The sequence below is a fragment of the Streptomyces sp. A2-16 genome (assembly GCF_018128905.1).
Classification (GTDB): domain Bacteria; phylum Actinomycetota; class Actinomycetes; order Streptomycetales; family Streptomycetaceae; genus Streptomyces.
This window is the reverse complement of record NZ_CP063808.1, coordinates 4259997-4283968: the sequence shown is the minus strand read 5'-3', so window position 1 is coordinate 4283968 and position 23972 is coordinate 4259997. Positions and strand designations below refer to the sequence as shown.

11 protein-coding genes and 2 pseudogenes are annotated in these 23972 nt (G+C 71.4%); 2 read left to right on the top strand and 11 right to left on the bottom strand.

All coding sequences use genetic code 11. The features are described from left to right. Positions 1-30: 30 nt before the first annotated feature. The 5 genes and pseudogenes from IOD14_RS19270 to IOD14_RS44285 all read right to left on the bottom strand — a co-directional run. A complete protein-coding gene (locus IOD14_RS19270) occupies positions 31-2439 on the bottom strand; it encodes a ricin-type beta-trefoil lectin domain protein (RefSeq protein ID WP_212670890.1) in 2409 nt (802 codons plus the stop codon). Positions 2440-2685: 246 nt separating this feature from the next. Further along, positions 2686-4113, bottom strand: a complete 1428-nt coding sequence (locus IOD14_RS19265; RefSeq protein ID WP_212670889.1) for an arabinofuranosidase catalytic domain-containing protein — start codon at positions 4111-4113, stop codon at positions 2686-2688. A gap of 315 nt (positions 4114-4428) precedes the next feature. After that, positions 4429-5175: pseudogene (locus IOD14_RS19260) on the bottom strand (SGNH/GDSL hydrolase family protein); the annotation flags it as partial. A gap of 57 nt (positions 5176-5232) precedes the next feature. Continuing rightward, on the bottom strand, positions 5233-7680 hold the full coding sequence (locus IOD14_RS19255) for an RICIN domain-containing protein (protein WP_212670888.1): 2448 nt from the start codon (positions 7678-7680) through the stop codon (positions 5233-5235). 107 nt (positions 7681-7787) lie between these two features. After that, positions 7788-7991, bottom strand: a pseudogene (locus IOD14_RS44285) (arabinofuranosidase catalytic domain-containing protein); the annotation flags it as partial. Between the two features lie 796 nt (positions 7992-8787). Here IOD14_RS44285 and IOD14_RS19245 point away from each other — a divergent pair. Next, positions 8788-12492, top strand: a complete 3705-nt coding sequence (locus tag IOD14_RS19245; RefSeq protein ID WP_212670886.1) for a PQQ-binding-like beta-propeller repeat protein — start codon at positions 8788-8790, stop codon at positions 12490-12492. 132 nt (positions 12493-12624) lie between these two features. Further along, positions 12625-15096, top strand: coding sequence for a SpoIIE family protein phosphatase (locus tag IOD14_RS19240; protein ID WP_212670885.1), 2472 nt, complete (start codon positions 12625-12627; stop codon positions 15094-15096). A 120-nt stretch (positions 15097-15216) separates the two neighbouring features. On the opposite strand, the gene IOD14_RS19235 is transcribed toward IOD14_RS19240, so the two are convergent. The 6 genes from IOD14_RS19235 to IOD14_RS19210 form a co-directional block, all read right to left on the bottom strand. Beyond that, complete coding sequence (locus IOD14_RS19235; protein WP_123993247.1) at positions 15217-17340, bottom strand: PQQ-dependent sugar dehydrogenase; 2124 nt, start codon at positions 17338-17340, stop codon at positions 15217-15219. 143 nt (positions 17341-17483) lie between these two features. After that, a complete protein-coding gene (locus IOD14_RS19230) occupies positions 17484-18647 on the bottom strand; it encodes a sugar phosphate isomerase/epimerase family protein (RefSeq protein ID WP_212670884.1) in 1164 nt (387 codons plus the stop codon). A 265-nt stretch (positions 18648-18912) separates the two neighbouring features. Continuing rightward, positions 18913-20010, bottom strand: a complete 1098-nt coding sequence (locus IOD14_RS19225) for an SCO3242 family prenyltransferase (RefSeq protein ID WP_249126280.1) — start codon at positions 20008-20010, stop codon at positions 18913-18915. Between the two features lie 95 nt (positions 20011-20105). After that, positions 20106-21257 (bottom strand): inositol-3-phosphate synthase, encoded by a 1152-nt coding sequence (locus IOD14_RS19220; RefSeq protein WP_212670882.1) that lies wholly within the window; start codon positions 21255-21257, stop codon positions 20106-20108. Between the two features lie 494 nt (positions 21258-21751). Further along, a complete protein-coding gene (locus tag IOD14_RS19215; protein WP_123994333.1) occupies positions 21752-22756 on the bottom strand; it encodes a sugar phosphate isomerase/epimerase family protein in 1005 nt (334 codons plus the stop codon). A gap of 14 nt (positions 22757-22770) precedes the next feature. Next, positions 22771-23967, bottom strand: a complete 1197-nt coding sequence (locus tag IOD14_RS19210) for a Gfo/Idh/MocA family oxidoreductase (RefSeq protein WP_212670881.1) — start codon at positions 23965-23967, stop codon at positions 22771-22773. Positions 23968-23972: the final 5 nt, after the last annotated feature.

The window sequence follows — 23972 nt, the reverse complement described above, 5'->3', positions numbered from 1 at the left end:
GGAGGTGCTGCGGGAGTGGGTGCGCGTCGTTCAGTCGCGCGTCCACTTCTGGTTGCTGCCTCCGGAGCAGGTCCACAGCTGCAGCAGGGTGCCGTTGGCCGTGCCCGCGCCGGTGGCGTCCAGGCACAGGCCGGACTGGTCACCGGTGATGGTGCCGTCGGTGTGGACGGTCCACTTCTGGTTGGCGCCGCCTGTGCAGTCCCAGATGTCCACCTTGGTACCGGGGCTGGTGCCCTGGCCTGCCGCGTCCAGGCAGGAGCTGCCGTAGACGCGCAGCTCACCCGTGGAGGTGTTGGTCCACTGCTGGTTGCTGCCGCCGTTGCAGTCCCACAGCGCCACCTGGGTGCCGGCCGTCTGCGACTGGTTCGGTACGTCCACGCACCGGCCGGAGCCCGCCCCGACGATCGCGCCGGTCGTGCCGCCGTCGTTCCCGCCGTTGCCGGGGGTGACGGACAGGTTGTCGAACTGCGCCGTCTCGCCCTGGCTGGTCCCGTAGCCGATCTGGCCGGCGGCCCAGGTGCGGTCGCTCACGGAGCCGACGGTAGTGCCGTCGACGGCGGCGGTGATGGTGGTGCCGGAGAAGGTGAGGGCCAGCGTGTGCCAGCGGTTGGTGCCCAGGGCCGCGGTCGTGCCGCGGGCCAGGGTGGAGACATTGCCGGCGGTGTTCGAGTTCAGGACGGACCAGGCGCCGGTGTCGCTCACCCGCAGGCGGTAGGCGTTCTGCCCGCCGGTACGGTCGTAGTCGTGCCCGCCCGCACGGCCGATCAGTTCGACGTATCCGGGCTGTTCGAGCAGCACGTCGGACGAGACCGTGTAGTTGCCCCAGCCCACGTCACCGAGCAGGGCGTGGGGATCGGTCAGCGCGTCCCAGGTGATCGGCCTCTGCGGGCTCATCTGGCGTACGCATGTGCCGCCCCGGCCGCCGCCGCACCCCACCACCTCGAAGGCACCCTGCCAGTCCATCAGGTACTTCGCCTCTGCGCCGGTGCGGTAGCCGTCGAAGGAGTCGCTGTACGGCAGCTTCAGCGCGGCCTTGGCGGGGCCGGTCGCGGTGCCCTTGCCCTGGCCGGTCGTGGTGGTGAGGGTGTAGAGGTGGCCGGGCTGCACGGTCAGGCTGAAGGTGCCGCCGGACGGGGTGATGTCCGTGGCGTGCACGAAGTGGTCGGCCGGGTTGGCGGACCTGAGGTCGGTGGACCAGACGTGGACGGGCCCGTTGGACAGCCCGCCGGTGACGTTGAGGTTCAGGGTCTGGGCACTGCCGGCGTCGATCGTCTCGATGACCGTGGAGTAGTCGGAGTTGTTGGTCGACTTCAGTGAGACATAGCTGCCGTTGTTCCGGTTGCCGCCGAGATAGCCGCTGGAGGCGTCGAGGTAGTGCCAGCCCGGGGCGGTGAACTGGCTGGTGTGGGCCATCACCCAGGTGTTCCTGCCGATCGGGTAGGAGCCCGACCAGGGCTGCGCGGCCAGGGCGAGGCCCATCGTCGGATACGGCAGATTGGGGGTGAGCGCGGCGACGACCGGCCAGTTGAGATACGCGGTCATGCGTCCGTCGATGTATCCGCGGTTGATTCCGCGGGCCATGGCCTGCGCTCCCCCGTTGTAGTCGTCCGAGCCGTTCTCGCTCGCCCACAGGGGCTTGCCGGAGGACAGGGCGGCCGCCGGTACCGAGCAGTTGGACTGGGAGGACCGGTAGCCGCAGGGATAGTGCGTGCCGATGGCGCTGACCGCGGAGGCGAAGGCCGGGTTGGAGTTGACGTCGTTCGCCACGGCCCAGTCCGAGTCGGCCGCGACGATCCTGACGTTGCCGTACCCGTTGCTGTTGAGTGCGCCGCGCAACTGCTGGTACCAGGAGACGTTGTACCCGCGCTCGTTCCAGCCGCCGAGGTAGTCGATGCTCAGTCCGTGCTGCTTGGCGCAACCCAGCCACGAGATGAGGTAGTTGACCATGTCGGTGGACCAGAAGTTGCCGTTGCCGATCCAGCCGGGCGCGCCCCAGGCGAGCCCGTACAGCTTGATGCCGGGGTTGCGGGCCCTGGCCTGTTCCATCAGCCACCATTCGTAGCCCCGGTCGCAGTTCAGGTCGGAGCGGGTGTGCTGGTGACTCGGCTCGGCCCCGGAGGTGGAGTTGGTGTCGCCGCCGATCTCCGCCTTGAGGATCTGCAGGGAGGCGCCGTAGCCGGGCCGGAACAGGTAGTCGAGGACCTGGCCGCGCTGGGGCTCGGGGTAGTCGATCAGGAGTCTGCTGTTGCCGCCTCCGCCGCTGATCGCGCCGACGCCGTCGAAGGTCCGGCCGCCGGACGTGCCGTTGATCGTGAGGGCGGTGGCGGCCCGGGCGGGCGCGGCGGCCGTGCCCACGAGACCGCCGGCGGTCAGGAGGAGGCCCACGAGTACGGCCGTCGCGAGGCGCAGTCGCCGCAACGGCCGTCCGAGTACTGACACGGTGGGTTCCTTTCACAGGTCAGGGGTGCCCCGTGGCCGGGCGTGGCGGGGTGCGGCCGCGGAAGCGCTGGGTGTGCGGTCGGTGGACGATGAAGTCCTGGTGCCTGGCGCGTTCTTGCACGGCCACTGGTCGAAGTGCCGGTCCGGTGTGGCCGGTTCGGCGAGGGCTGCGTCGGCCACGGTCCCTCAGGCGGCGGCCAGGACCGGACCGGACCCCGGGGCCGAGAGTTGGGAATGCTGAGGGGGTCAGCGGTAGCCGGCGGCTGTGATGTCGGCCTGCACCGCGTCGTCGGTCGCGTCGGAGGGATAGCCGGCGACCATGGCTCCCTCGTAGAAGGTGCCGGCGCTCAGATTGGCGCCGCCGCCGGGCTTGCAGCAGTCCCCGCCGCTGCCCAGGACGATGGCGCCCTGCTTCTTCATGGGGCTGTATCCGCCGGGGAGTGCGCCGTCCCACAGGGTGGTCAGGCCGCCGGTCTGCGCGTCGGCGCCCTTGAGGGCGAACCTCGACGTGCCGTTGTTCTTCAGCATCGCGGTGACGAACTTGCTGGTGAACGCCCGCTGTCGGGGGTTCCAGGACTGGCTGCCGCCGGAGTAGAGGCCCCACTCGAGATCGGCCTGCACCCAGGGACCGCTTCCTGAGCAGCCGCCGAACCAGCACTGGGTTCCGAAGTTGATCGCGTCCATCGCGCCGGCGGCGTCGGCCTTGCGGGTCGTCTCGCTGTTGCCGTAATCGAAGCAGCAACCGCTGTTGACGTGGGTACCGCTGGTCACCATGTAGGCCGCCTCGGGCGCGGCGCCGGTCGGTACGCCCGTCAGGTGGCCGTCCCGCCAGTAGCTGTTGCCGGGGTTGATGTACAGCGAGTACGCCTTGGTGCCCCCGGCGGTCAGCGACTCGGAGGTCGCCTTCGCGGGGCTGCTCTGGTTCGATCCCGGGACCTGGGCCGAGCCCTGGTACCACAGGTCGTTGCCGTGTCCGGACTGGTCGCGGACGACCGTGATCACACACGAGGTGCCGGCGCAGAAGGAGTCCTGCGCCGCCGCGTCGGCGAAGCCTCCGCGCGCCAACAGGCCGATGTCCCTGGTCGCGTTGTCCGAGGAGCGCCTGACCTGGTACAGGGTGCCGTTGTAGGAGCCGTAGAGAGCGCGCACCGTGCTGTGCGCGGCCACGCACGGAGTGCCGCCGGTGGCGTAGATGTCGCACGGGCCCGAGCCGTCGGGCTCGGGCGGGCCCGTCGGGGTGCTCCACTTCTGGTTGCTTCGGCCGTTGCAGGTCCACAGGATCACGGCCGTGCCGTTGGCCGTGCTCGCTCCGTTGACGTCCAGACAGAAACCGGACCGGACGGCGGTGACGGACCCGTCGGAGTTCTGTCGCCACACCTGGGTGGCCCGCCCGTCGCACGCCTGGATGACCGCCGGGGCGCCGGGAGCGGTGCGGTCGTCGTAGGCGTCCACGCACCGGGTGCCGGCCATCGTTCGCAGCTCACCCGCCGCCGTCATCTCGAACGCCTGGTTCACCTGGCCGTTGCAGTCCCAGATGTCCAGCGTGGTGCCGGGGGCGTCGACATTGCCCTTGACGTCAAGACACCGCCCGGACGCGGAGCTCGTCAGGGGCGCCGCGAGGGCCGAGGCCGGCCGGGCCGACGCGGTCGCCAGCAACACGGTCAGCAGCGCCATGGCGCACACGACGGCGGTCGCGGATAAGCGCGGCACACGGACGGGGCTGCGGGGCGGAGCGGATGAAGGCTGCATTCTGTTCCTCGACTAAGTGGGGGAAGACTCACAGAGAAACACTCAGACATCCCATGTCGCTTAGTGATCCCACAGGCTCAATGGGCTGTCAAGAGACCTCTCACCACGTATCGACGACCGATCCATCCCATGTATTTCGGCTGATGGAGGCCAGAAGGGCATGCCGAAACCCGCGTCCGGCGACACCTGTCATGCCTTCGGACGCGGGTGTTCTTTCCGGTCATCTCACCCGCGCGCGGGGACCGGCGGTTTGATCCAGCCCGCGGCGTCCGCGGCCTGCACCCCGGCGTTGAACGCGTCCGCCATCTTGCGATAGCCGTTGTCGTTGGGGTGCAGGGAGTCGGCCAGGTCCGCTCTGGTCAGAGCGCTCATGTCCACCAGGCGTACGTGCTTGCCGGCGGCCTGCGCGGCCTGGACGATGCCGGGCAGCTTGGCGTTGAACCCCGGCCGGTGGGCCTCCTCGGTACCGCTGGTGGAGACGATCACGGTACCGACGAGCACGGTCGCGTCGGGGGCGTCGCGGGTGATCCGGTCGATGAGGGCGCGGAGCCGGTCGGGGGCGGTCGGGACCTGGTAGTTGCCGTTCAGGTCGTTGGTGCCGATCTCCAGGGTGACCACGTTCGGGCGGTAGCGGGCCAGCACGGAGTCCGCGATGCCGGTGATCTGGTCGATCCGCCAGCCGGAGTGGCCTTCGTTGTCCCGGTCGGACATGGTGCCGTTGCGTCCCGAGCCGACGAAGTCGAGGGCGTGCCCCTCCGCCGACAGCCGGTTCCACAGGAAGCCCCGGTAGCCGTTCCCGGAGGGGCTGCCAACACCCCAGGTGATCGAGTCGCCCAGCGGCATCAGCCGCAGGGCGGCGGGTGCGGCGGAGGACGTCGGGGCGGAGGACGGCGGCTCGGTGCCGGGCAGAGCCGCCGCGGGTAACGCGGCGCCGAGGACGAGGACGGCCGCGATCGCGGCGGTCAGGGGTGCCGAACACTTCTTCATCAGCGTTTCCTCACTGGTGCGGGACAGTGGGTGGGGATGTGCGGGCCCGTGAGCCGGTCAGCGGGGGGTGAAGTCCTGGTTGCTGCCGCTCGTGTTCTTGCAGGGCCATTGGTCGAGCTGCCGGCCGAGGTCGCCGCTGCCGCCGGGGACGTCGAGGCACAGGCCGCTGTTCTCGTTCTTGAAGGAGTACGAGCCGTCGGACTGCCGTACCGGCAGCCACAGGCTGCCTGCCGCTCCGGCCGGCTGCTGCACGATGTTGGGCGTACCGGCGGTGGTGGAGCCTCCCGACACGGCCACGACGTGTCCGGAGTGCTGCGCCCGCAGTTGCCCGTAGCCGCCCGAGGCCGGCACGAACTGGAACCGCTGGTTGGCCTGGCCGTTGCAGGTCCACTGGTCGATCGCGGCGCCGGCCGCGGTGGAGTTGCCGTACACGTCCAGGCACAGGCCGTTGCTGCCGATCACCAACTGGTGGTAGCCGGTGGGGAAGCCCCCGCCGTCGCCCGCCGGCTGAAGGCCCGCCTGCTCGATGACCTGCCTGGCGCCCTGGGGCCAGTTGGTGCCGCTGACCGGGACGTTTCCGGTGAGGACGTTGTTGTGCGGAGGACCGGTGGCCACGTAGGTGTTGCCGCCGTTGTACCAGTTGCCGGAGAAGGTGCTGTCGTCGGTGTGGTTGTCGGCGTTGGCGTTGGTGAGCGCCCAGTTGCCGGCGTCCTGCACCACGTTCCCGGAGACCTTCAGGTACCGGGACCCCTCGTCGAGGTACAGCGCGGTGGTCCGGTTGTTGTCGTACATGTAGTTCTCGGAGATCACCGAGCCGGGGCTCGCCGACAGGCTGTAGATGCTGCCGCCGTCGAACATCGCGTTCTTGGTGTCGAAGACCAGGTTGTGGGAGACGGTGTTGTTCTTCAGCGTGGTGGGAGTGGTGTGGACGGGTTGGTAGTTGTACGTGCCCCGCTTGACGTAGTCCTGGCTGCCGCCGGGGTCGTTGATCCCCCAGCCCCAGCCGATGTCGATCCCGTCGTAGGGCAGGTGGTCGCACTGGTTGTGGGTGATCGTCGCGTTGGTGACGTAGGTGGACAGGATGCCCGCGGTCTCCTTGTAGTCGGTGCCCACGCCGCTGACCCGGTTGTTGCTGATGGTGATGTTCTGGTTGGTCATCTGCGGGTTGCCGGGGTGGTGGGCGTCCGGCTGGATGCCGCCGACCTGGATACCGCTGCCGGCGAGGTCGGTGAACGTGTTGCCGGTGACCGTGACACCGTTCGCTCCGAGTCCGGTGCCGGAGGCCGTGGCGACGCCGTCGTTGCCCACGCCCAGCCCGGCCTGCCCGAGTTCGGAGAACGTGTTGCCGGAGAAGGTGATGCCGGTGGCGGCGGAGACCTGGACGGCCGCGGGCATCTGCGCCCAGCGGTTACGGGTGGCCTCGAACTGTGTGCAGCCCGACTTGCAGGTGCTCAGCCAGTTGGCGGGCATCGCGTAGGAACCGGTGATGTGTGCGCCGCTCTGCTGGTCCGCGTAACCGTCGGGTCCGCTCGGGCCGAGCCAGGAGGTCCCGGTGAACCGGATCCCGGCGAACGCGAGTCCGGTCACCGGTGAGCCGTAGCTGCCGCTGATGCCGAGCAGGCTCTGCAGCCGGGGCAGTTGCACGTCGAGGCTGTTCGGGTTCTGTCCCGGCCGGGCCCGGTAGTAGAGGTCGCCGGTGGACGTGTCGAGGTACCACTGTCCGGCCTGCTTCAGGAACGCGTAGTTGTTCTCCAGGTACATCGTCCCGCCGGCGAACGGCGCGTTGATGGTGTCGTAGCCCCAGGAGTTGTTGTTCCACGCGGGCTGCTGCATGGTGATGGCCCGGCCGCTGATCGACCTGACCGGGGCGTAGCGGTCGGTGAAGGAGTTGACGCTCTCGACTTCCATGTGGGCCTGGTCGGAGAGGCCGGCGAGGTAGTCGAGGGAGGAGTCGGTGACGGTCAGACCGGTCTGCGTGAAGGTGAAGGCGGAGCGGGGCACCTGGATCGCCGCCCGCGGTGCCTGCTTGCCGTTCACGTACAGCTGACGTGTGTTGACTCCGGTGCCGACGTGAGCCGACCAGATGTTGCTGGTCTGATCATGCACCTGCCAACCTGTGATCTGTCGGGCGCCGCTGACGACCGGCTGCTGCCCGGGTACCGCCTGGTAGGTGATGATGTGGCCGTTCTGCCCGCTGTCGCCGGAGCCGAAGGTCAGCGGCCGGGCCAGCGAGTAGGTCCCACCGGCCAGCTGCACCACCACGTCCGCGTCGGCCGAGAGCCGGTGCGCCGGCTGCTGCGCCTGGTCGATCGTCGCGAACGGCCGCTCCGGCGTACCGTCCCCACCGGGAGGCGCGCCGGGCGACACGTACAGGGCGACGGTCGCCGCCGGGCGCGCGGCGGGAACGGCGGACGCGACTCCGGCCGTGGCCAGGCTCTGGGCCAGCAGGGCGAGCAGGGCCACGGGGGCGGCCCAGAGGCCGCGGAACGCTCTGGCTCTGGACATCGTCATCCTTCGGTCGGGGTGCCCGTACGGTGCCGTGCGGATCGGGAGAGGGTCCACCGGTGGTTGGACCGGCCGTTGCACGACCAGAGTTCGGACCGGGTGCCGGTTCCGATACTCCGGGTGGTGGTGTCCGAGACACGCCACACCTGGTGGAGCGGCCCGCCGCAGGAGCCGTACGACGCTCGTGCGGTGCTGTGCGCCGCCACGCAGGGTGTGCCGCCCGCCGCGCAGAAATCGCACGGCCCGGAGGTGTCGGCGCGGGCCGTACCCGCCTCGACGTCGGCGCCGGACCGCGTTTCGGCGACGGGCAGGACCGCGGCTCGCGTACGGGCGAACACCGTCGGCGGGGAGCCGGACGAGCGCGCCGGTGAGGGCGTGTGCACACCGCCGGAATGGCGTCCGAGCCGTACGGTTCCCATCCGATCTCCCTAGCGGGCCGGCGCGACCCGTGCGGGCCGTGTGGGGGATGGCGCTGACAATCCGGAAGCGCTTCGAGGTGCTGTGTGTGCAGCGGATTGCGGAGAGGTTTCGGGGGGAGACGGTCCTCCCGGACCTGACGGGCTGTCAAGGGTGTTGCGGCTTCTGCCGCGAACCTTGTCGCGGAATCGGTTCGACGGCTGATTCCTGCGGGTCGCAGCTGATCCGCGCGCCGAAATGTTGCGATGCCGAGGGGACGCGGAAGCCGGTGTTTCCTCGCGGCGGGCGGGCGGGTGCGGCGGGCCGGGCCGGAACCTCCCATCACGCCGGTGAACTGGGAGGGAGTTGTTGCGACCCGGTGAGGGACGGCCGTTCCGTGAGGGGCGAGCCGACGCGTCGACGGTCGGCCCGCGAGGCGGCGTTCGTCTTCGTCGCGGGGCACGTCATGGCCCCCGGCTGCGGCGGCCTGCGTTTCGTCGAATCGCTTGCGTGCGAATCGGTTCGCCAAAGCCTGTTCGGTCAACGAGACGCGGCCGTGAACCCCTCCAACGGCCACGTCGACATCTCGTGGTTGATCGGAGTCCCCAGTGTCACCTCCGATTAACTCCGTCGTCATGACCGACCTCGTATGGTCATGGCTGCTGATGTCACCCGATGTCGCATTCGCCTGTTGCACGGAGGTATGAGCCCATGGGGCGGCCCGAGAGACCCGTGGACCCGTCCGCCGGACCGGTGGCGCGATTCGCCCACGACCTGCGACAGCTGCGGATCGCCGCAGGCAGCCCCTCGTACCGGACGATGGCCAAGGGAGCCGGCTGCGGAGCGACAACGCTGTCGCAGGCCGCCTCCGGTGAACGGCTGCCCGCACTCGCCGTCGTCGAGGCGTACGTCCGCGCCTGCGGAGGCGATCCGGCCCCCTGGCGGCTGCGCTGGAAGGAGACCGAACAGGAGGCCGACCGGGCCCGGGCCGCACAGGCCGCACCCTCCGAGTCGGCACCGGCCCCCTACCGCGGTCTCGCGCGGTTCGAGCCGGACGACCGGCACCTCTTCTTCGGCCGCGACAGGATGCTGGCCGAACTGGGAAAGCTGGTGTGCGGGCACCGGTTCGCCATGCTCTTCGGACCCTCAGGGAGCGGCAAGTCCTCCCTGTTGCGTGCCGGTCTGGTGCCGCGACTGCGCGAGGAGCTCGCCGGACGGCCGGCACCGGCCGCGCTGCGGATCCTCACCCCTGGCGCGAGCCCGGCGACAACATACGGCCACCTGTTCAACCCCGCCCCGGACGAGCCCGAGAGCTGGGTCATCGTGGACCAGTTCGAAGAGGTCTTCACACTCTGCGACGACCCGCGGGAGCGCTCCCGCTTCATCGAGATGCTCCTCGCCGCACGCGAACCGGGCAGCAGAGTGCGCGTGCTCGTCGCGGTACGCGCCGACTTCTACGCCCGCTGCGCCGAACACCCCGCGCTGGCACAGGCCCTCAACGAGTCCGGACTGCTGCTGTGCCCGATGACCGCCGAGGAACTGCGCGAGGCGGTCGTCCGACCGGCGCAGGCCGCCGGCCATCTCGTGGAACGCGCCCTGACCGCCCGGCTGGTCGAGGAGGTCCAGACCGAGCCGGGCGGCCTGCCGATGCTCTCGCACGTCCTGCTGGAGATCTGGCGCCGTCGCCGGGGCCGGATGCTGACCTTCGAGGGATACGAGGCGGCAGGCGGGCTGCACGGTGCGATCGCCGCGACCGCCGAGAAGGTGTACGGTGCCCTGTCGCCCGAGCAGGCGCGGTCAGCCCGGCACCTGCTGCTGCGGATGGTCGTACCGGGTCGGGACACACCCGACACCCGGCGCCCGCTCCCCCACGAGGAACTGTCGCAGTGCCCGGAAGCGCAGGTGGTACTGGAACGGCTGACCCGAGCGCGTCTGCTGACCGCGGACGAGGACGGCGTGCACCTCGCCCACGAGGCCCTCATCACCTGCTGGCCCCGGCTGCGCGACTGGATCGAGGAGGACCGCGAACGCCTGCGCCACCACCGGACCCTCACGGAAGCGGCCCGCCTGTGGCGAGAGCACGGACAGTGTCCCGGCACCCTGTACCGGGGCGCCCAGCTGGCCCGCGCGGCGGAGCACTTCCCGCAGCCCGCCGACCATCCGGCCCTGGCGGCACCGGAGCGCGCCTTCCTCACCGCCTCGCTGGAGGCGCGTGAGACGGAGCGCCTTGCCACCGCCCGGATCGACCGCCGCCACCGCTTGCTCACCCGGTCGCTGTCCGCCGTCCTGGCGGTGGCGTTGCTGACCGCCTTCGCCGTGTGGCGGGAGCACGACGACGTCCTGCGCCGGCGCACCCAGGAAGCGGCCCGCCGGGTGGCGGAGGTCGCCAACGGGCTGCGCAGCACCGCCCCCCGCACCGCGCGGCTGCTCGGCGCCGCCTCCTGGCGGATCGCCCAACTGCCCGAGACCCGCCGGGCCCTGCTCGGCTCCCTCGCCCAGCCGGAGTCCGACACCTTCACGGACCCGACACCGGGCGACACGCCCCAGCGGCACCTCACCGACGACGGGAGCACCCTGCTCAGCGTCACGGAAGGCACCTGGAGACGCTGGGACGTCACCACTCACCGGCGTACCGGCGCGGGCGGACTTCCGAAGGGCATGGTGACCGCCGTCGGCCCGCACGCCCGCGTGCTCGCGATCAGCCGCGCGGACGGAACACGGCTGTGGGACACCACCCTCGGCCGGTGGACCGCCGGCTCCGCCGCCCTTCCCGGACTCGGCGACGTGCACCTCACAGGCGACGGCCGCGCCTATCTCGTCACCGACGGCACACACCTGCGGCTGGGCTCGATGACGGACGGCCGGGCACTGTTCGAGGCGCCGGCGCCGAAGTCGACGGCCGGCGCCGTCAGCGCGGACGGGCGCTACGTGGCGGCCTGCCCCGCGGGACGCTCGCCGCGCCTGTGGGACACCACGGCGAACCGCGTGCTGACGGGCGGCTGGCAGCAGGATCGGCTGTGCCACGTCGGCGATACGGAGCTCACCGTCGGCGCGGGGCGGCTGGCCGCCGTCACCGGCGGAGGAGTCCGGGTCTGGGACCTGCGCTCCGGCCGCCGGATCGCAGACCTGAACGCCTCCGGGGCACACGAGGTGTCGTTCAGCGCGGGCGACGCCTTCCTGGCCCTGGCCACGCCCCAGGAGGTGCAGGTGTGGCGGCTGAGCGCGCCCGACAAGCCCGTGTTCCGGGCACCCCTGAACAACCAGGAGCTCGGCTTGTCCCCGGCCCTGGCCGTCGAGGGCCACTTCCTGCGGTATCTCGAGGGGGGAACGGTCCACAGCCTCGACCTCGGCGCCGCCGTCACCGCCGACTGGCGTCCGGCCGCGCAGGCGGACGTCGTCCTCAGCCCCGACGGCCGTACCTTCGCCACCGCCGAGCTCGCCGATGACCGGTTCCTCATCCGCCTGTGCGGCACCGCCGACGGACGTGTCCTGCACTCCCTGCCACCGCTCCCGGCCACCATGCCGTCGGTTCCACCGCGCGACATCGACGTACTCCTCGCCTTCAGCACGGACGGCACCCGCCTGGGCTACGGCGTCACCGCGGCCGGACACACGCTCGGCAGCCAGTCCTTCACCATCTGGGACGTACCGCACGAACGCGCCGTCACCACTCTCGCCCTGCCCGGCGCCTCGGTGGCCGAGGCCGCGCTCGGCCCCCGGGGCCGCAGCCTCCACCTCACGCGCCTGGGCGACGACGACCGGATGTTCGGTGAGGTGTGGGACACCCGCAGCCGACGACGTACCAAGGTGCCCGCCGGGCCGGCCGCGCACGATCCGACGCTGCGCGGCGACGGGCGGCTGCTCGCAGGCGACGGCGTCGTGGCCCGGCCGCCGTCCTGGCGGTCGAGCACGCTGGACCTCCTCGAGGGCAGCCCGCTGGGCGCACTTGCGTTCTCCCCCGACGGCTCCCGGCTGGCGGCCGGCGACATGACCGGCCGCGTCACCTTGTGGGACGGCGCCCTCCGCCACCGGACCCCCGCCCTGCCCAGCACCTTCCGGCCCGCCGGCGGACCCCGGCTCGAAGCGGTCTCGGCCCTCGCGTTCAGCCCCGACGGACACACCCTGGCAGTCGGCGGGGACAGCGGCGGACTGCAATTGTGGGACGTGCCGACCGGGCAGCCGATCGGCGGGCTGCTCACCACCCCCGGGGACGCGGTCCACACCCTGGCGTTCAGCCCCGACGGCACCACGCTGTACGCGGGCAGCGCCCACGTTCCGCTCCAGCGCTACGACCTCGACCCGGCCCATGCCCTCGCGCGGGTGTGCGCCGGCCTGGGCGGGCCCGGCCTGAGCCGGGCCCAGTGGCAGACCTACGTTCCCGACGCCCCGTACCGGCGGGTATGCCCGGCGGCGTGAGGACCAGGGGCCCCGGGGTCCCGAACGCACCGGTCGGGACGCCTCGCGGCGGCAGCAGCTCTAGGCTGGAAGAGGCCGCTGGAGACCAGCCCGGCGGACACCGCTGTCCGGACGGAGGTGTGGCGCGTGGCCATGGCCGACGATCAGGACGCCCCGACCGCCGTCGTCGTGGTCGACCCGGACGGCCGGGTCGGCGGCTGGAGCGAGGGAGGGTGTCAGCTGCTCGGCTGGACGGCGGAGGACACCGTCGGAAGACCGCTGACCGATCTGTTGGCCGAGCCCGCGCCGCCAGGATTCCCCGCGAGCCACGACGCCGACCTCTCCGGGCCCATCGCCCTGCGTCACCGGGACGGTCACACGGTGGACGCCGTGCTCACGGCGCAGCCGTTGGGCGGCCCCCACGGGCGCGTGCAGGGCCAGGTGGTGACCGTCCAGCGGTGGGACCGCCGGCCGGTCATCGCCGACCGGGCCTTCGAGCAGTGCCCCTTCGCGTTGGGGGTGTACGACCCCGAGCTGCGGTTCCTGTGGATCAACGCGTCCTCGGGCCGGGTGATCGCGCACTCCGAGGCGCAGGTGCTCGGCAAGAAGTACCGCGAGGTGCTGCCCGAGTTCGACCGCTCCCTGTTTCCCGAACGGGACGACAAGCCCTACACCGACCAGCTCGCCGAGGTGGCGAGGACGGGCGAACCCGCGCGGCTGATCACCGTCTTCCGCCCGCTCGGCAGCAACTACGCCAACGCCTGGGCCACCAGCATCTGGCCCGTCCGGGATGCCGAGGGCAAGGTGCGCGCGGTCGCCAACTGGGGCTTCGACATGAGCGCCGAGTACTGGGCCCGGCAACGCCTGCTCATCCTCAACGAGGCCAGCAGCGGCATCGGGCGCACGCTCGACGTCATCGGCACCGCGCGGGAGCTGGCCACGACCTCCGTGCCCGGGTTCACCGACCTCGTCACCGTGGACCTCTTCGACGAGGTGCTGCGCGGGGAGGAACCGCCCTCTCCACCCACGATCAGCCGCGGCGAACCCCTCACGCTCAGCCGTGCCGCCCGGCACAGCGCCACGAAGGGCACCGATCGGCCCGCCGGGCCCGCGGTGCCGGTCACACATGCTGCCGGTTCCGTGGCCGCCGTCTGCATGGCCACCGGAAGGTCCACCGTCGAACTCGCCGTCGATCCCGGCGTGGGCGGTGAATGGGCCTTCGGTCCGGGGCTCGCCGCCGACCCGGCCCACTGGCCGCCGGGCAATCCGGTGGTCGACAAGGCCATCACGGCGGAGGGGCTGACCGGCCGCATCACCGTGCCGCTGCGGGCCCGCGGCGCGCTGCTCGGCGTCGTCACCTTCTCCCGGCTCGACCGGCCCGAGTCCTTCACCGCCGACGACCTGATCCTCGCCGAGCAACTCACCGCCAAGGCGGCCGTCGCCATCGACAACGCCCGCCGGTACGCCCACCAGAGCGCCACCGCGCTGACCCTGCAACGCAGTCTGCTTCCCCAGCGGTTGCCCAGCCAGGAAGCGGTCGAGGTGGCCTCGCGCTACCTGCCCGCCGGGACCGACGCGGAGGTGGGGGGCGACTGGTTCGACGTCATCCCCCTGTCCGGCGCCCGGGTCGCGCTGATCGTCGGCGATGTCGTCGGCCACGGCCTGCACGCCTCGGCCAGCATGGGCCGGCTGCGCACGGCGGTGCGCACTCTCGCCGACGTCGACCTGCCGCCGGACGAGCTGCTGACCCATCTCGACGACCTGGTCCTCCACTTCGCCAGCGACCTCCAGCCCACCAGTCATTTCCAGACGACCGCCGAGACCGGGGCGACCTGCCTGTACAGCGTCTACGACCCGGTCTCGCGCCGTCTGACGCTGGCGAGCGCCGGTCATCCGCTCCCGCTGGTCATCGCCCCGGACGGCACCAGGACGCCGGTGTCCGCACAGCCGGGGCCGCCGCTCGGGATCGGTGGTCTGCCGTTCGAGGCGGCCGAGCTCGAACTGCCCGAGGGCAGCCTGCTGGCGCTCTACACCGACGGGCTGGTGGAGAACCGCGAGCGCGACGTCGACCAGGGCATCGCCGAACTGCTGGGCGTCCTGGACCACACGGCTCCGTCACTGGACACCCTGTGCGACACGGTGATGGAGGCCCTGCTCCCCGAGCACCGCACGGACGACGCCGCGCTGCTGCTCGCGCGCACCCGTGCGCTGGATCCCCAGCACGTCGCCGACTGGGACGTCGACCCGGACTTCGCGGAGGTGTCGCGTGCCCGGCAGTTCGCCAGTGACAAGGTGGCGGCCTGGGGGCTGGAGGAGACGACGTTCATCACCGAACTGGTCGTCAGCGAACTGGTGACCAACGCCATCAGATACGGCGAGCCCCCGATCAAGCTCCGGCTGATCCGCGACACCGCCCTGATCTGCGAGGTGTCGGACTCCAGCAGCACCGCACCGCACCTGCGCCGGGCGCGCGCCTTCGACGAGGGCGGCCGGGGCCTGTTGCTGGTCGCCCAGCTCACCCAGGGGTGGGGCACCCGGCACACTCCTCACGGCAAGACCATCTGGTGCGCCCAGTCCCTGGCACACACCTCCACCGAGACACCGACGCCCACTTCGGGTGAGTGATGTGCGTGGTGGCCGGGACCGGTACGGCAACCTCAGCCCGGCGCCACCGATGTCTTCGTACGGCACCGTGACGGGGCGCCCCGACAAAGCGGCGCCCCGTCACGGTGTCGTGTTTGCCGGTCAGTCGGCCGGTGTCAGGGCCACCTCGGCGCTGCCCGAGAGGGACGGCAGGCCGGCCGGGGGCGTGTCGGTGTAGGAGGCGTTGAAGACCGCCTTGAGGTTGTCCGAACCGGAGTGACCGCCGTCCACGAACGTCTTGAACGACCCGGAGCAGCCGTTGCTCGTCGACAGCGGGTGACCGTGCGAGTCATGGCCGAGGATGAACGAGACGCTGACCTTCGCGCAGTCCACCGGCTGGTCGTCGGTGACGGTGACCTGCCAGGTGACCGTGTCACCCCAGTGGAACGGGGTGCCGCCGTGCGGAGCCGGGTCGGTGGTGAGCGAGACGACCGGCGCCTTGTTGCCGACGACGACGGGGACGGACGCGGAGGCCGAACGCCCGGTGCTGTCGGTGACCTTCAGCGTGGCGTCGTAGACCCCGTTCTTGGTGAACGTGTGCTTCGGGTTGGCCTCCCTGGAGTCGACCGTGCCGTCGGCGTCGAAGTCCCAGGCGTAGCGCAGGGCGTCGCCGTCGGCGTCCTTCGTGCCGGCGCTGGAGAACTGGACGGTGAGCGGGCTGGTGCCGTTGACCACGTCCGCGGCGACCTTGGGCTCCGGCGTGCGGTTGCCGCGGGTGAAGTCGATGCGGGAGAGCTGGGCCTCGGGCAGCTCCGCGAAGTACCCGGTGCCGTACTCGAGGACGTACAACGCGCCGTCCGGGCCGAACTCGGCGTCGATCGGGCCGTCCGTCGTGATCGTGGGGATCGCGTCCTCGATCTTGAGGACCTCGTTCTTCTTGCCGAGGGTGATGGCCTTCATCTGGTCACGGGTCCACTCGTAGAAGAGCGGCTTGCCGTCGAAGTACTGGGGCCAGCGGTTCTGCGCCTTGTTGCGCTTGTCGTACTGGTACACCGGGCCGCCCATGGGTCCGATGCCGCCCGTGCCGAGCTCCGGGAACTCCGCCGACGCCCCGTAGCCGTACACGATCTCCGCGTCCTCGACCGGGGGCAGCACGCTGCGGCCGGTGTTGTGACGCGAGTCGTTGACGGGCTTGGCGCAGTCGAAGGCGCCGTTCGACTTCTGGGTCGCGAAGTCGTAGTCCTGGTACGGCATGTCCTGGGTCACGCAGAAGGGCCAGCCGTAGTTGGCAGGTCGGTCGATGACCATCCAGCGGCCCTGGCCGGCGGGGCCGCGGCCCGGGTTGGCGCTCTGGGCGTCGGGCGAGTAGTCGCCGACGTAGACCTCGCCGGTCTTGTCGTCGACCCCGAAGCGGAACGGGTTGCGCAGACCCATGGCGTAGATCTCGGGGCGGGTCTTGGCGGTGCCCGGCGCGAAGAGGTTGCCGCGCGGTATCTGGTATCCGCCGCCGGGCTTGACCTGGATGCGCAGGACCTTGCCGCGCAGGTCGTTGGTGTTGCCCGCGGTGCGTCGCGCGTCGTAGGCCGGGTTGCGGTCGGGGCGGTCGTCGAGCGGGGCGTAGCCGTCGGAGGAGAACGGGTTGGAGTCGTCGCCGGTCGACAGGAACAGGGTGCCCTTGCGGTCGAAGTCGATCTTGCCGCCGACGTGGCAGCAGATGCCGCGGTCGGCCGGTACGTCGATGACCTTCTGCTCGGTGCCGAAGTCGAGCTTGTTGCCCACGAGTTTGAACCGCGACAGGCGGGTGACGCCCTTGTACTTGGCGAAGTCCGCGTCGGTGCCGAACTGCGGTGCGTCCCCTTCGTTGACCCCCGGAGTGGCCGGGTCGTCCATGGGGGTGTCGAGGCGGGGCGAGTAGTAGAGGTAGACCCAGTGGTTCTTGGCGAAGCCGGGGTCGACGGCGATGCCCTGCACGCCTTCCTCGTCGTGCTGGTAGAGCCCCGCGGGGCTCTTCTTCATGTCGGCGGCGAGGAAATTCACGCCGCTCTTGGGGTCGTGGATGCGGACCTCTCCCGTGCGCGCCGTGTGCAGCACCCGCCGGTCGGGAAGGACGGCGAGCGCCATGGGCTCGCCCGGGCGGTCGTTGAGCGTGACCTTCTGGAAGTTCGACGAGGCCGGCGGTGCGGGATCCGCCGGTGGGGCGGCCTGGGCTGCGGGGAGGGGCAGGAGCCCGACGGCTCCGGCCAGGGCGGCGGCCCCGAGGAGGGTGACGATCCGTCTGTTGCGCACTCAGAACTCCTTCGGTCTGGTCGGCGGCCGCGAAGAGGGTCCGCGGCCGCCGGTCGCTGCAGGGTGGAGGCGGATCAAGAACCAGGCGCGCTCCGTGCGTTGGGCATCGGAGCGCCCTGGGGGAAAGTCGGGGTGACGCCCCGTCAGTGGCGGGCGCGCAGGGCGGCGAGGTTCTGGTAGCCGATGCGGGCGAAGTCCAGGGACTGGCCGGGCACGGTCGTGCTGGGGGCGTTGTCCTGCTCGACCATCGGGTTGCGGTAGTTCTTCGCCCCCACCCGGGTGAAGAACCGCCGGTAGTCGATGTCACCCGTGCCGAACGGCACCATGTCGTAGCCCAGGCCGCTCTGGGGGTTGAGGACACCGTCCTTGGCGTGGAAGAGCGGGAAACGGGTGCTGTTGCGTTCCACGAGTGCCGCCGGGTCGAAGACGCGCTCGCGCTGGGAGCCGTCGTGGGCGGTGTACGTGTGGAACTTGTACTGGGCCACGTGCGCCCAGAAGACGTCCAGCTCCAGATAGACGCTCTTGCGGTCGGTCACCTTCAGGAAGTACTCCAGCTTCCGGATGCCGGAGCTGCGGGTCGGTCGGCCCTGTGCGTCGAGCGGGCCGCCGTCGAGCAGGAAGTCGTAGGCGCTGTCGTGGTTGTGGGTGTAGAGCTTGATGCCCTCGCGGCATGCGATGGCGCCGAGGGTGTTCCACTTCTGCGCGGCGACGTCCCAGTCGGCGCGGTAGGGGGTGTTGGTGGGATCGGCGCCGGTGCCCATGTGCTCCATGCCGAGGATGTTCGCGATCTCCAGCCAGCGCTTGAAGGTGTCCCGGTCGGCCGCCGTCAGCGGCCAGGACGGCGGGATGTAGCCGTGGCTGCCCTGCGCCCGCAGTCCGTAGTCGTCGAGCCAGGAGCGCAGAAGCCTCGCGCCCTGGACGGTGCCCAGATCGGCGCCACCGGGCGCGTTGGCGTGCTGGCCGTAGCCGGCGAACTCCACCTGGCGATAGCCGTAGCGCGACAGCTGCTTGAACACCTCGCGGAAGCCGGAGGGAAGGTCGGAGGCGAGCGGGTCGCGGCCGACGGCGTCGCGGACGGTGTAGAGGATGATGCCGCGCTTGTGCGGCGGGACCAGGGCGGAACGGCCGTGGTCATGGCCGCCGGCTGGTGATCTGTCCTGGGCCAGTGCGGGCGCGGCGCCGAAGACCGGGGCCGCGATCGCCGCCCCGGTGACGGCCGTGCAGGTGCTGAGGAAGCGGCGGCGGCTGACGCCGAGTGTGCGGCGCAGGGCGTCGCCGGTGACGGCTTCGTCGTTGAACGCGGTCACAGTGGATCTCTCTTTCGTCGTCGCGGTGCTGCGGGTGCCTTACGGCATTCGCCTCCGGCGAGGCCGGCGTGCCGCAGGGGAAGGAACGGACTTCACTTCGGTGGCCGCTCCACGGCCGGATACTGCGCGGGGGGTGGAGAACAGGACGAGCGGACGGCCGTCGTCGCTCGTGGGAGGCGGCCGCGGGGGCCGCGAACAGGAAGGCCGGTCACGCTCCGGGAGCCGTGGATGCCGTGGATGCCGTGGCGTAGTCGCGGGCGGCGGCTCATGTGGGGCTCACCCTGCGGGCGAGCGCGCGGGCCATGGGTACGAGCCCCACCACGGCCACAGGGGTCAGGCGTGCACCGGATCGGGCGGCGAGCGCGGCCTGGAGCGGGATCATGGCGCGGATCCCGCCGCCGACGGCTCGCTGCGTGAGCGGCGCGGACGGGTTGAGGGCGGCGTGCAGACAGGGAAGGGCGGCGGTACGGACGTAGGCGGCGGCCGTCAGTGCCGCAAGGGGCCCCGCTGTCGGGTGCGTGCGTGCCAGCAGCAGACCGAGCGTGGTCGTCGCTCCGAGGGCGGCGAGGGGCGTGAGCGTGGAACCGCCGTAGGCCTCGTGTCTGGAGACGGCGGTGACCGCGTAGGTGTGCGCGGCCAGCGCGAGGGCGGGCGCCCCGACGCGGAGAGCGGTTCCGGGCGCGCCGGACTGCCCCGCACCCTGGCCCTGACGGGACGTCAGGGACTTCGCCTCCGGTCCCCCGGCCGCCGGGCGCCTCGGCAGCGCCCGGTCGGCGGGTGGTGCGGTAGCGAACGCCTTGTGCCCGGAGGGGGCCGTGCCGGCCGCGGTCCGCCCGAAGGGCGCCACGCCGGCTGTCTTCCGGGAGGGCCCCGACATGGTGGCCGTGGCTCCGAGCACGAGGTCCAGGGCGCGGGCCGTGGCCATCGCCGCCGGGGCCGCGGGGGTGTGCTTCAGCCGGAGGTCGTACGCCCAGACCGTGGCGGTCAGTGCCGAGGCCACCGCGAGTGCGGGGCGCCCGGCGCGGGCGGCGAGCGCGAGTCCGGCCGCGGTCAGGAGTCCGGCCGCGGTCAGCGCCGCCGCAGGAGTGATACGGCCGGAGGGGATGGGCCTTTGGGGGCGCTCGACGGCGTCCTCGTCGCGGTCGGCCCAGTCGTTGAGCGCCATGCCCGCCTCGTAGAGGCAGAGCGAGGCGCCCACTGCGTACGCCGTGCCCCGGCCGGGCCGCAGACCGGTGGCGGCCGCACCGGCGACCGCGTCGCCTGGGACGGAGAACAGCGCGGAGACGCGCAGCAGTTCGGCCCAGTCCCGCAGGCGTGCCCGTCGGCCGCGCTTGGCCGGGGAGCCGGCGGGGGCCCGCTTCACCTGGGGGCTCGCGGGGGCCTGGTCCTCACCCGGTGGGGCGGGCTTCAGGGTGCGCGCCGCCGCGGGTGGTACGAAGGTCGCCAGGAGGGAGCGGATCACCGGGCCTCCCGCAGTCGGTCGGCGAACGACAGCAGCGCGGAGAACTGCTCGGAGAGACCGGACGGGCCCCCGTCGGGGTCCTTGAAGTAGAAGCCCAGCTCGGGGAGCGGACCGGACAGGCCCGCCTCGTGGGCGCGGGCTACCAGACGGGCCAGGTCCAGGACGAGCGGTGCGGCCAGGGCCGAGTCGCAGCCCTGCCAGATGGTCTGCAGGACCATGCGCGAGCCGAGGAAGCCCTCGAAGGCGATGTGGTCCCAGGCGGTCTTCCAGTCGCCGAGCACCGGGACGTCGTCGATGTGCACCTCGCCCTGCGGTGTGTATCCGAGCGTGTCGGCCAGGACGCGTTCCTTGCCGGCGTTCTTCGCCGCGGCCGCGCCCGGGTCGGCCAGGGCCGCCCCGTCACCGCCGCCCAGCAGATTGCTGCCGGACCAGGCGCGGACCTCGAGGGCGCGCTGGACGAACATCGGGGCGAGCGCGGCGCGCAGCAGGGTCTGGCCGGTCTTGCCGTCACGGCCCGCGTGGGGCAGTGCGCCGGCCGCGGCGGCGTCCGTGAGGGCCGGGGTGCGCAACCCGGTGGACGGCGTGAAGTTGACGTAGGGGCAGCCGGCTCGCACGGCGGCGGCCGCGTAGAGAGAGCTGGGCGGCAGTCGTACGGCGTCGGGCGCGGACAGCGGCTCAGTGGAGGAGACGTTGACGACGACCACGCGTGCCAGGGCGTTGCGCACGCGGAACGAGATGAGGTCGGCCGCGAAGTCCGCGATGAGTTCCTCGTCGCTTCGCGTGTCGTCCGGGAGCGGGCCGCCGAGCCGTATCTCCTCGTCCGCGGCCTGGAGTTCGGCGCGTACGGCGGGGGCGAGCCCGTGCGGCAGGACGCCCGCGTCGGTGAGGTGTTCGGCCCGCTTGGGCAGCGGGCTGTGCGCGGTGTCGTGGCCGCCGAAGACGAGTGAGGGCAGGGGCGGCAGACCTGTGCCGTCGAAGGGGGCGGTCTCGGTCACCATGCCGGTCGGCGGCCGCAGTTGGGCGGTGACCGCCGCGCATCCGGCGACGGCGGTGGTGGCGACCGATCCGCGGGCTCCGACGAACCAGACACCGGTGCGTGCGGTCCGCCCGCCGGTCCGGGGCTCCGATGCGTTCCCGTCGTGGTTCACGGGCTGCCTCCCTGCCATGTCGATGTTCCGATGTGGTTGGACGACGGCGGGCAGGGGCTCGATGGCCTCCCGCCCACCGTCGGCATTGGGACGGCTTCGGCCGCGGCCCGGAGGTCTGCTCCGTGATGCGCGCGGTTGCGGCTGCGAGGGGGCGGCGCTGGGCCGCCGCTGAGAAGTGCGCGGTGCCTGAAGGTCCTTGGCCCTGCGCCGTGCAGGGTGGTCCTCGGTTGGCCGGTCGACCGAGACGGGCGCGGTACGGCCTTAACGGGTCGTCAGTTTCGAACCACTGTGGGGTTCTTGTGCACGAAGGGACCGTAGCCCCGTTCGTCCTTGGCCGGAACCCCTCGCGCAGGGAAACGGCGAACTTCTTCCAGAGCCAGGACAAAGCCGCGTTCGGGCAGCCCGGATCGGCCCGGCGGCTCCCACGTCACGGTGTGTCGGCGCACCGCCCGCCGAGCGGACGGTTCCGGTTTGCGCCTCCTGCTGCGAAGTGCCTAGTCGCCGCCGCCGAACGCAGCGTCGAAGGAGGCCGACGGGGGCTCGAAGTCGTACGCCTTGAGCCGCTTCAGTGCTTCGGGCGCGCCCTGGAGCCGGTCCATGCCGGCGTCCTCCCACTCGACCGAGACCGGGCCCCGGTAGCCGATGGAGCCCAGCATGCGGAAGACGTCCTCCCAGGGCACGTCGCCGTGCCCGGCCGAGACGAAGTCCCAGCCCCGGCGCGGGTCCCCCCAGGCCAGGTGGGAGCCCAGGCGGCCGTTGCGGCCGTCCAGACGCCTGCGGGCCTCCTTGCAGTCCACGTGATAGATCCGCTCACGGAAGTCGTACAGGAAACCCACCGGATCCAGGTCCTGCCACACGAAGTGCGACGGATCGAAGTTCAGCCCGAACGCCGGCCGATGCCCCACCGCCTCCAGCGCCCGCTGCGTGGTCCAGTAGTCATAGGCGATCTCACTGGGATGCACCTCGTGCGCGAACCGCACCCCCTGCTCGTCGAAGACGTCCAGGATCGGGTTCCAGCGCTCGGCGAAATCCTCGTAACCACGGTCGATCATCGCCTGCGGGGCGGGCGGGAACATCGCCACCAGATGCCAGATCGCCGAGCCGGTGAAACCGATGACCGTCTGCACACCGAAGGCCGCCGCCGCACGCGCGGTGTCCTTCATCCGCTCCGCGGCCCGCCGCCGGACCCCCTCGGGATCGCCGTCGCCCCACACCTGGCCGGGCAGAATGGCTTGGTGGCGTTCGTCGATGATGGCATCGCACACGGCCTGCCCCACCAGATGGTTGGAGATCGCCCAGCACTTGAGGCCGTACTTGTCGAGCAGCGCATGCCGGGAATCCAGGTACGACGGGTCCGCCAGGGCCTTGTCGACCTCGAAGTGATCCCCCCAGCAGGCGAGTTCGAGTCCGTCGTAGCCGAAGTCACGGGCCAGACGGCACACCTCCTCCAACGGCAGATCGGCCCACTGACCGGTGAAGAGCGTGAACTGACGCGGCATCTTCCGGAACCTCCTCAGACGGCTGTCGGGGTGTAGACGGAGTTCTTCTCGGCACTCTCCTCCACCGCCGCGAGCACCCGCTGCACCTGCAGCCCGTCGGCGAAGGAGGGCTCGGGGCGACGGCCCTCGGCAATCGCATGCACGAGGTCACGGGCCTGATGGACGAACGTGTGCTCATAGCCCAGGCCATGACCGGGCGGCCACCACGCGTCCAGATAGGGGTGATCGGGCTCGGTGACGAGAATGCGGCGGAAACCCGCGGTGGCGGCGGGCTCCCGATGGTCGTGGTAGGAGAGCTCGTTGAGCCGCTCCAGATCGAACGCGAGCGAACCGAACTCACCGTTGATCTCCAGATGCAGGGCGTTCTTGCGCCCGGACGCCATCCGGGTCGCCTCGAACGTGGCGAGCGCTCCCGAGGCGAGCCGGCCCGTGAAGACGGCCGCGTCGTCGACCGTCACCGGCCCGCGCTCGACGCCCCCGGACGCGGTCAGGCCGGAGGAGGCACCGTCGAGGAGGGGGCGTTCCTTGACGAAGGTCTCCATCTGGGCGGAGACGCCGACCAGCACCTCGCCCGCCAGGTACTGGGCGAGATCGACGATGTGCGCGCCGAGGTCGCCGAGCACCCCCGATCCTGCGTGCTCCCGCTGGAGCCGCCATGTCAGCGGGAACTCGGGGTCGACCAGCCAGTCCTGGAGGTAGCTGACCCGTACGTGGCGCAGGGTGCCGAGCCGTCCGTCCGCGATGAGGCGGCGTGCGAAGGCGAGGGCGGGCACGCGCCGGTAGTTGAAGCCGACCATCGCCAACTGCCCGCGCGCACGGGCCGCTTCGGCGGCCGTGACCATGGCCTCCGCCTCGGCGACCGAATTGGCCAGCGGCTTCTCGCACAGCACGTGCTTGCCCGCCTCGAGCGCCGCGATCGCGATCTCCGCATGGCTGTCGCCCGGTGTGCAGATGTCGACGAGTTGTACGTCGTCGCGGGCTATGAGGGCGCGCCAGTCGGTCTCCGTCGCGGCCCAGCCGTGCTTGTCGGCCGCTGCCCGCACACCGTGCGCGTCGCGGCCGGCGATCGCGGCCATGACCGGCCGCAACGGCAGGTCGAACACGTGCCCAACGGTCCGCCAGCCCTGGGAGTGCGCGGCGCCCATGAACGCGTAACCGACCATTCCCACGCCGAGTGTCGGCGGTGCGGTCCGACCGTCCCTCTGTTCCATACGGA

Bases quoted from the DNA above. Each gene is read 5' to 3' on its own strand.
- IOD14_RS19265 (WP_212670889.1), bottom strand. From the start codon at position 4,113: ATGGCGCTGCTGACCGTGTTGCTGGCGACCGCGTCGGCCCGGCCGGCC.
- IOD14_RS19255 (WP_212670888.1), bottom strand. From the start codon at position 7,680: ATGTCCAGAGCCAGAGCGTTCCGCGGCCTCTGGGCCGCCCCCGTGGCC.
- IOD14_RS19245 (WP_212670886.1), top strand. From the start codon at position 8,788: ATGGGGCGGCCCGAGAGACCCGTGGACCCGTCCGCCGGACCGGTGGCG.
- IOD14_RS19240 (WP_212670885.1), top strand. From the start codon at position 12,625: ATGGCCGACGATCAGGACGCCCCGACCGCCGTCGTCGTGGTCGACCCG.
- IOD14_RS19215 (WP_123994333.1), bottom strand. From the start codon at position 22,756: ATGCCGCGTCAGTTCACGCTCTTCACCGGTCAGTGGGCCGATCTGCCG.
- IOD14_RS19210 (WP_212670881.1), bottom strand. From the start codon at position 23,967: ATGGAACAGAGGGACGGTCGGACCGCACCGCCGACACTCGGCGTGGGA.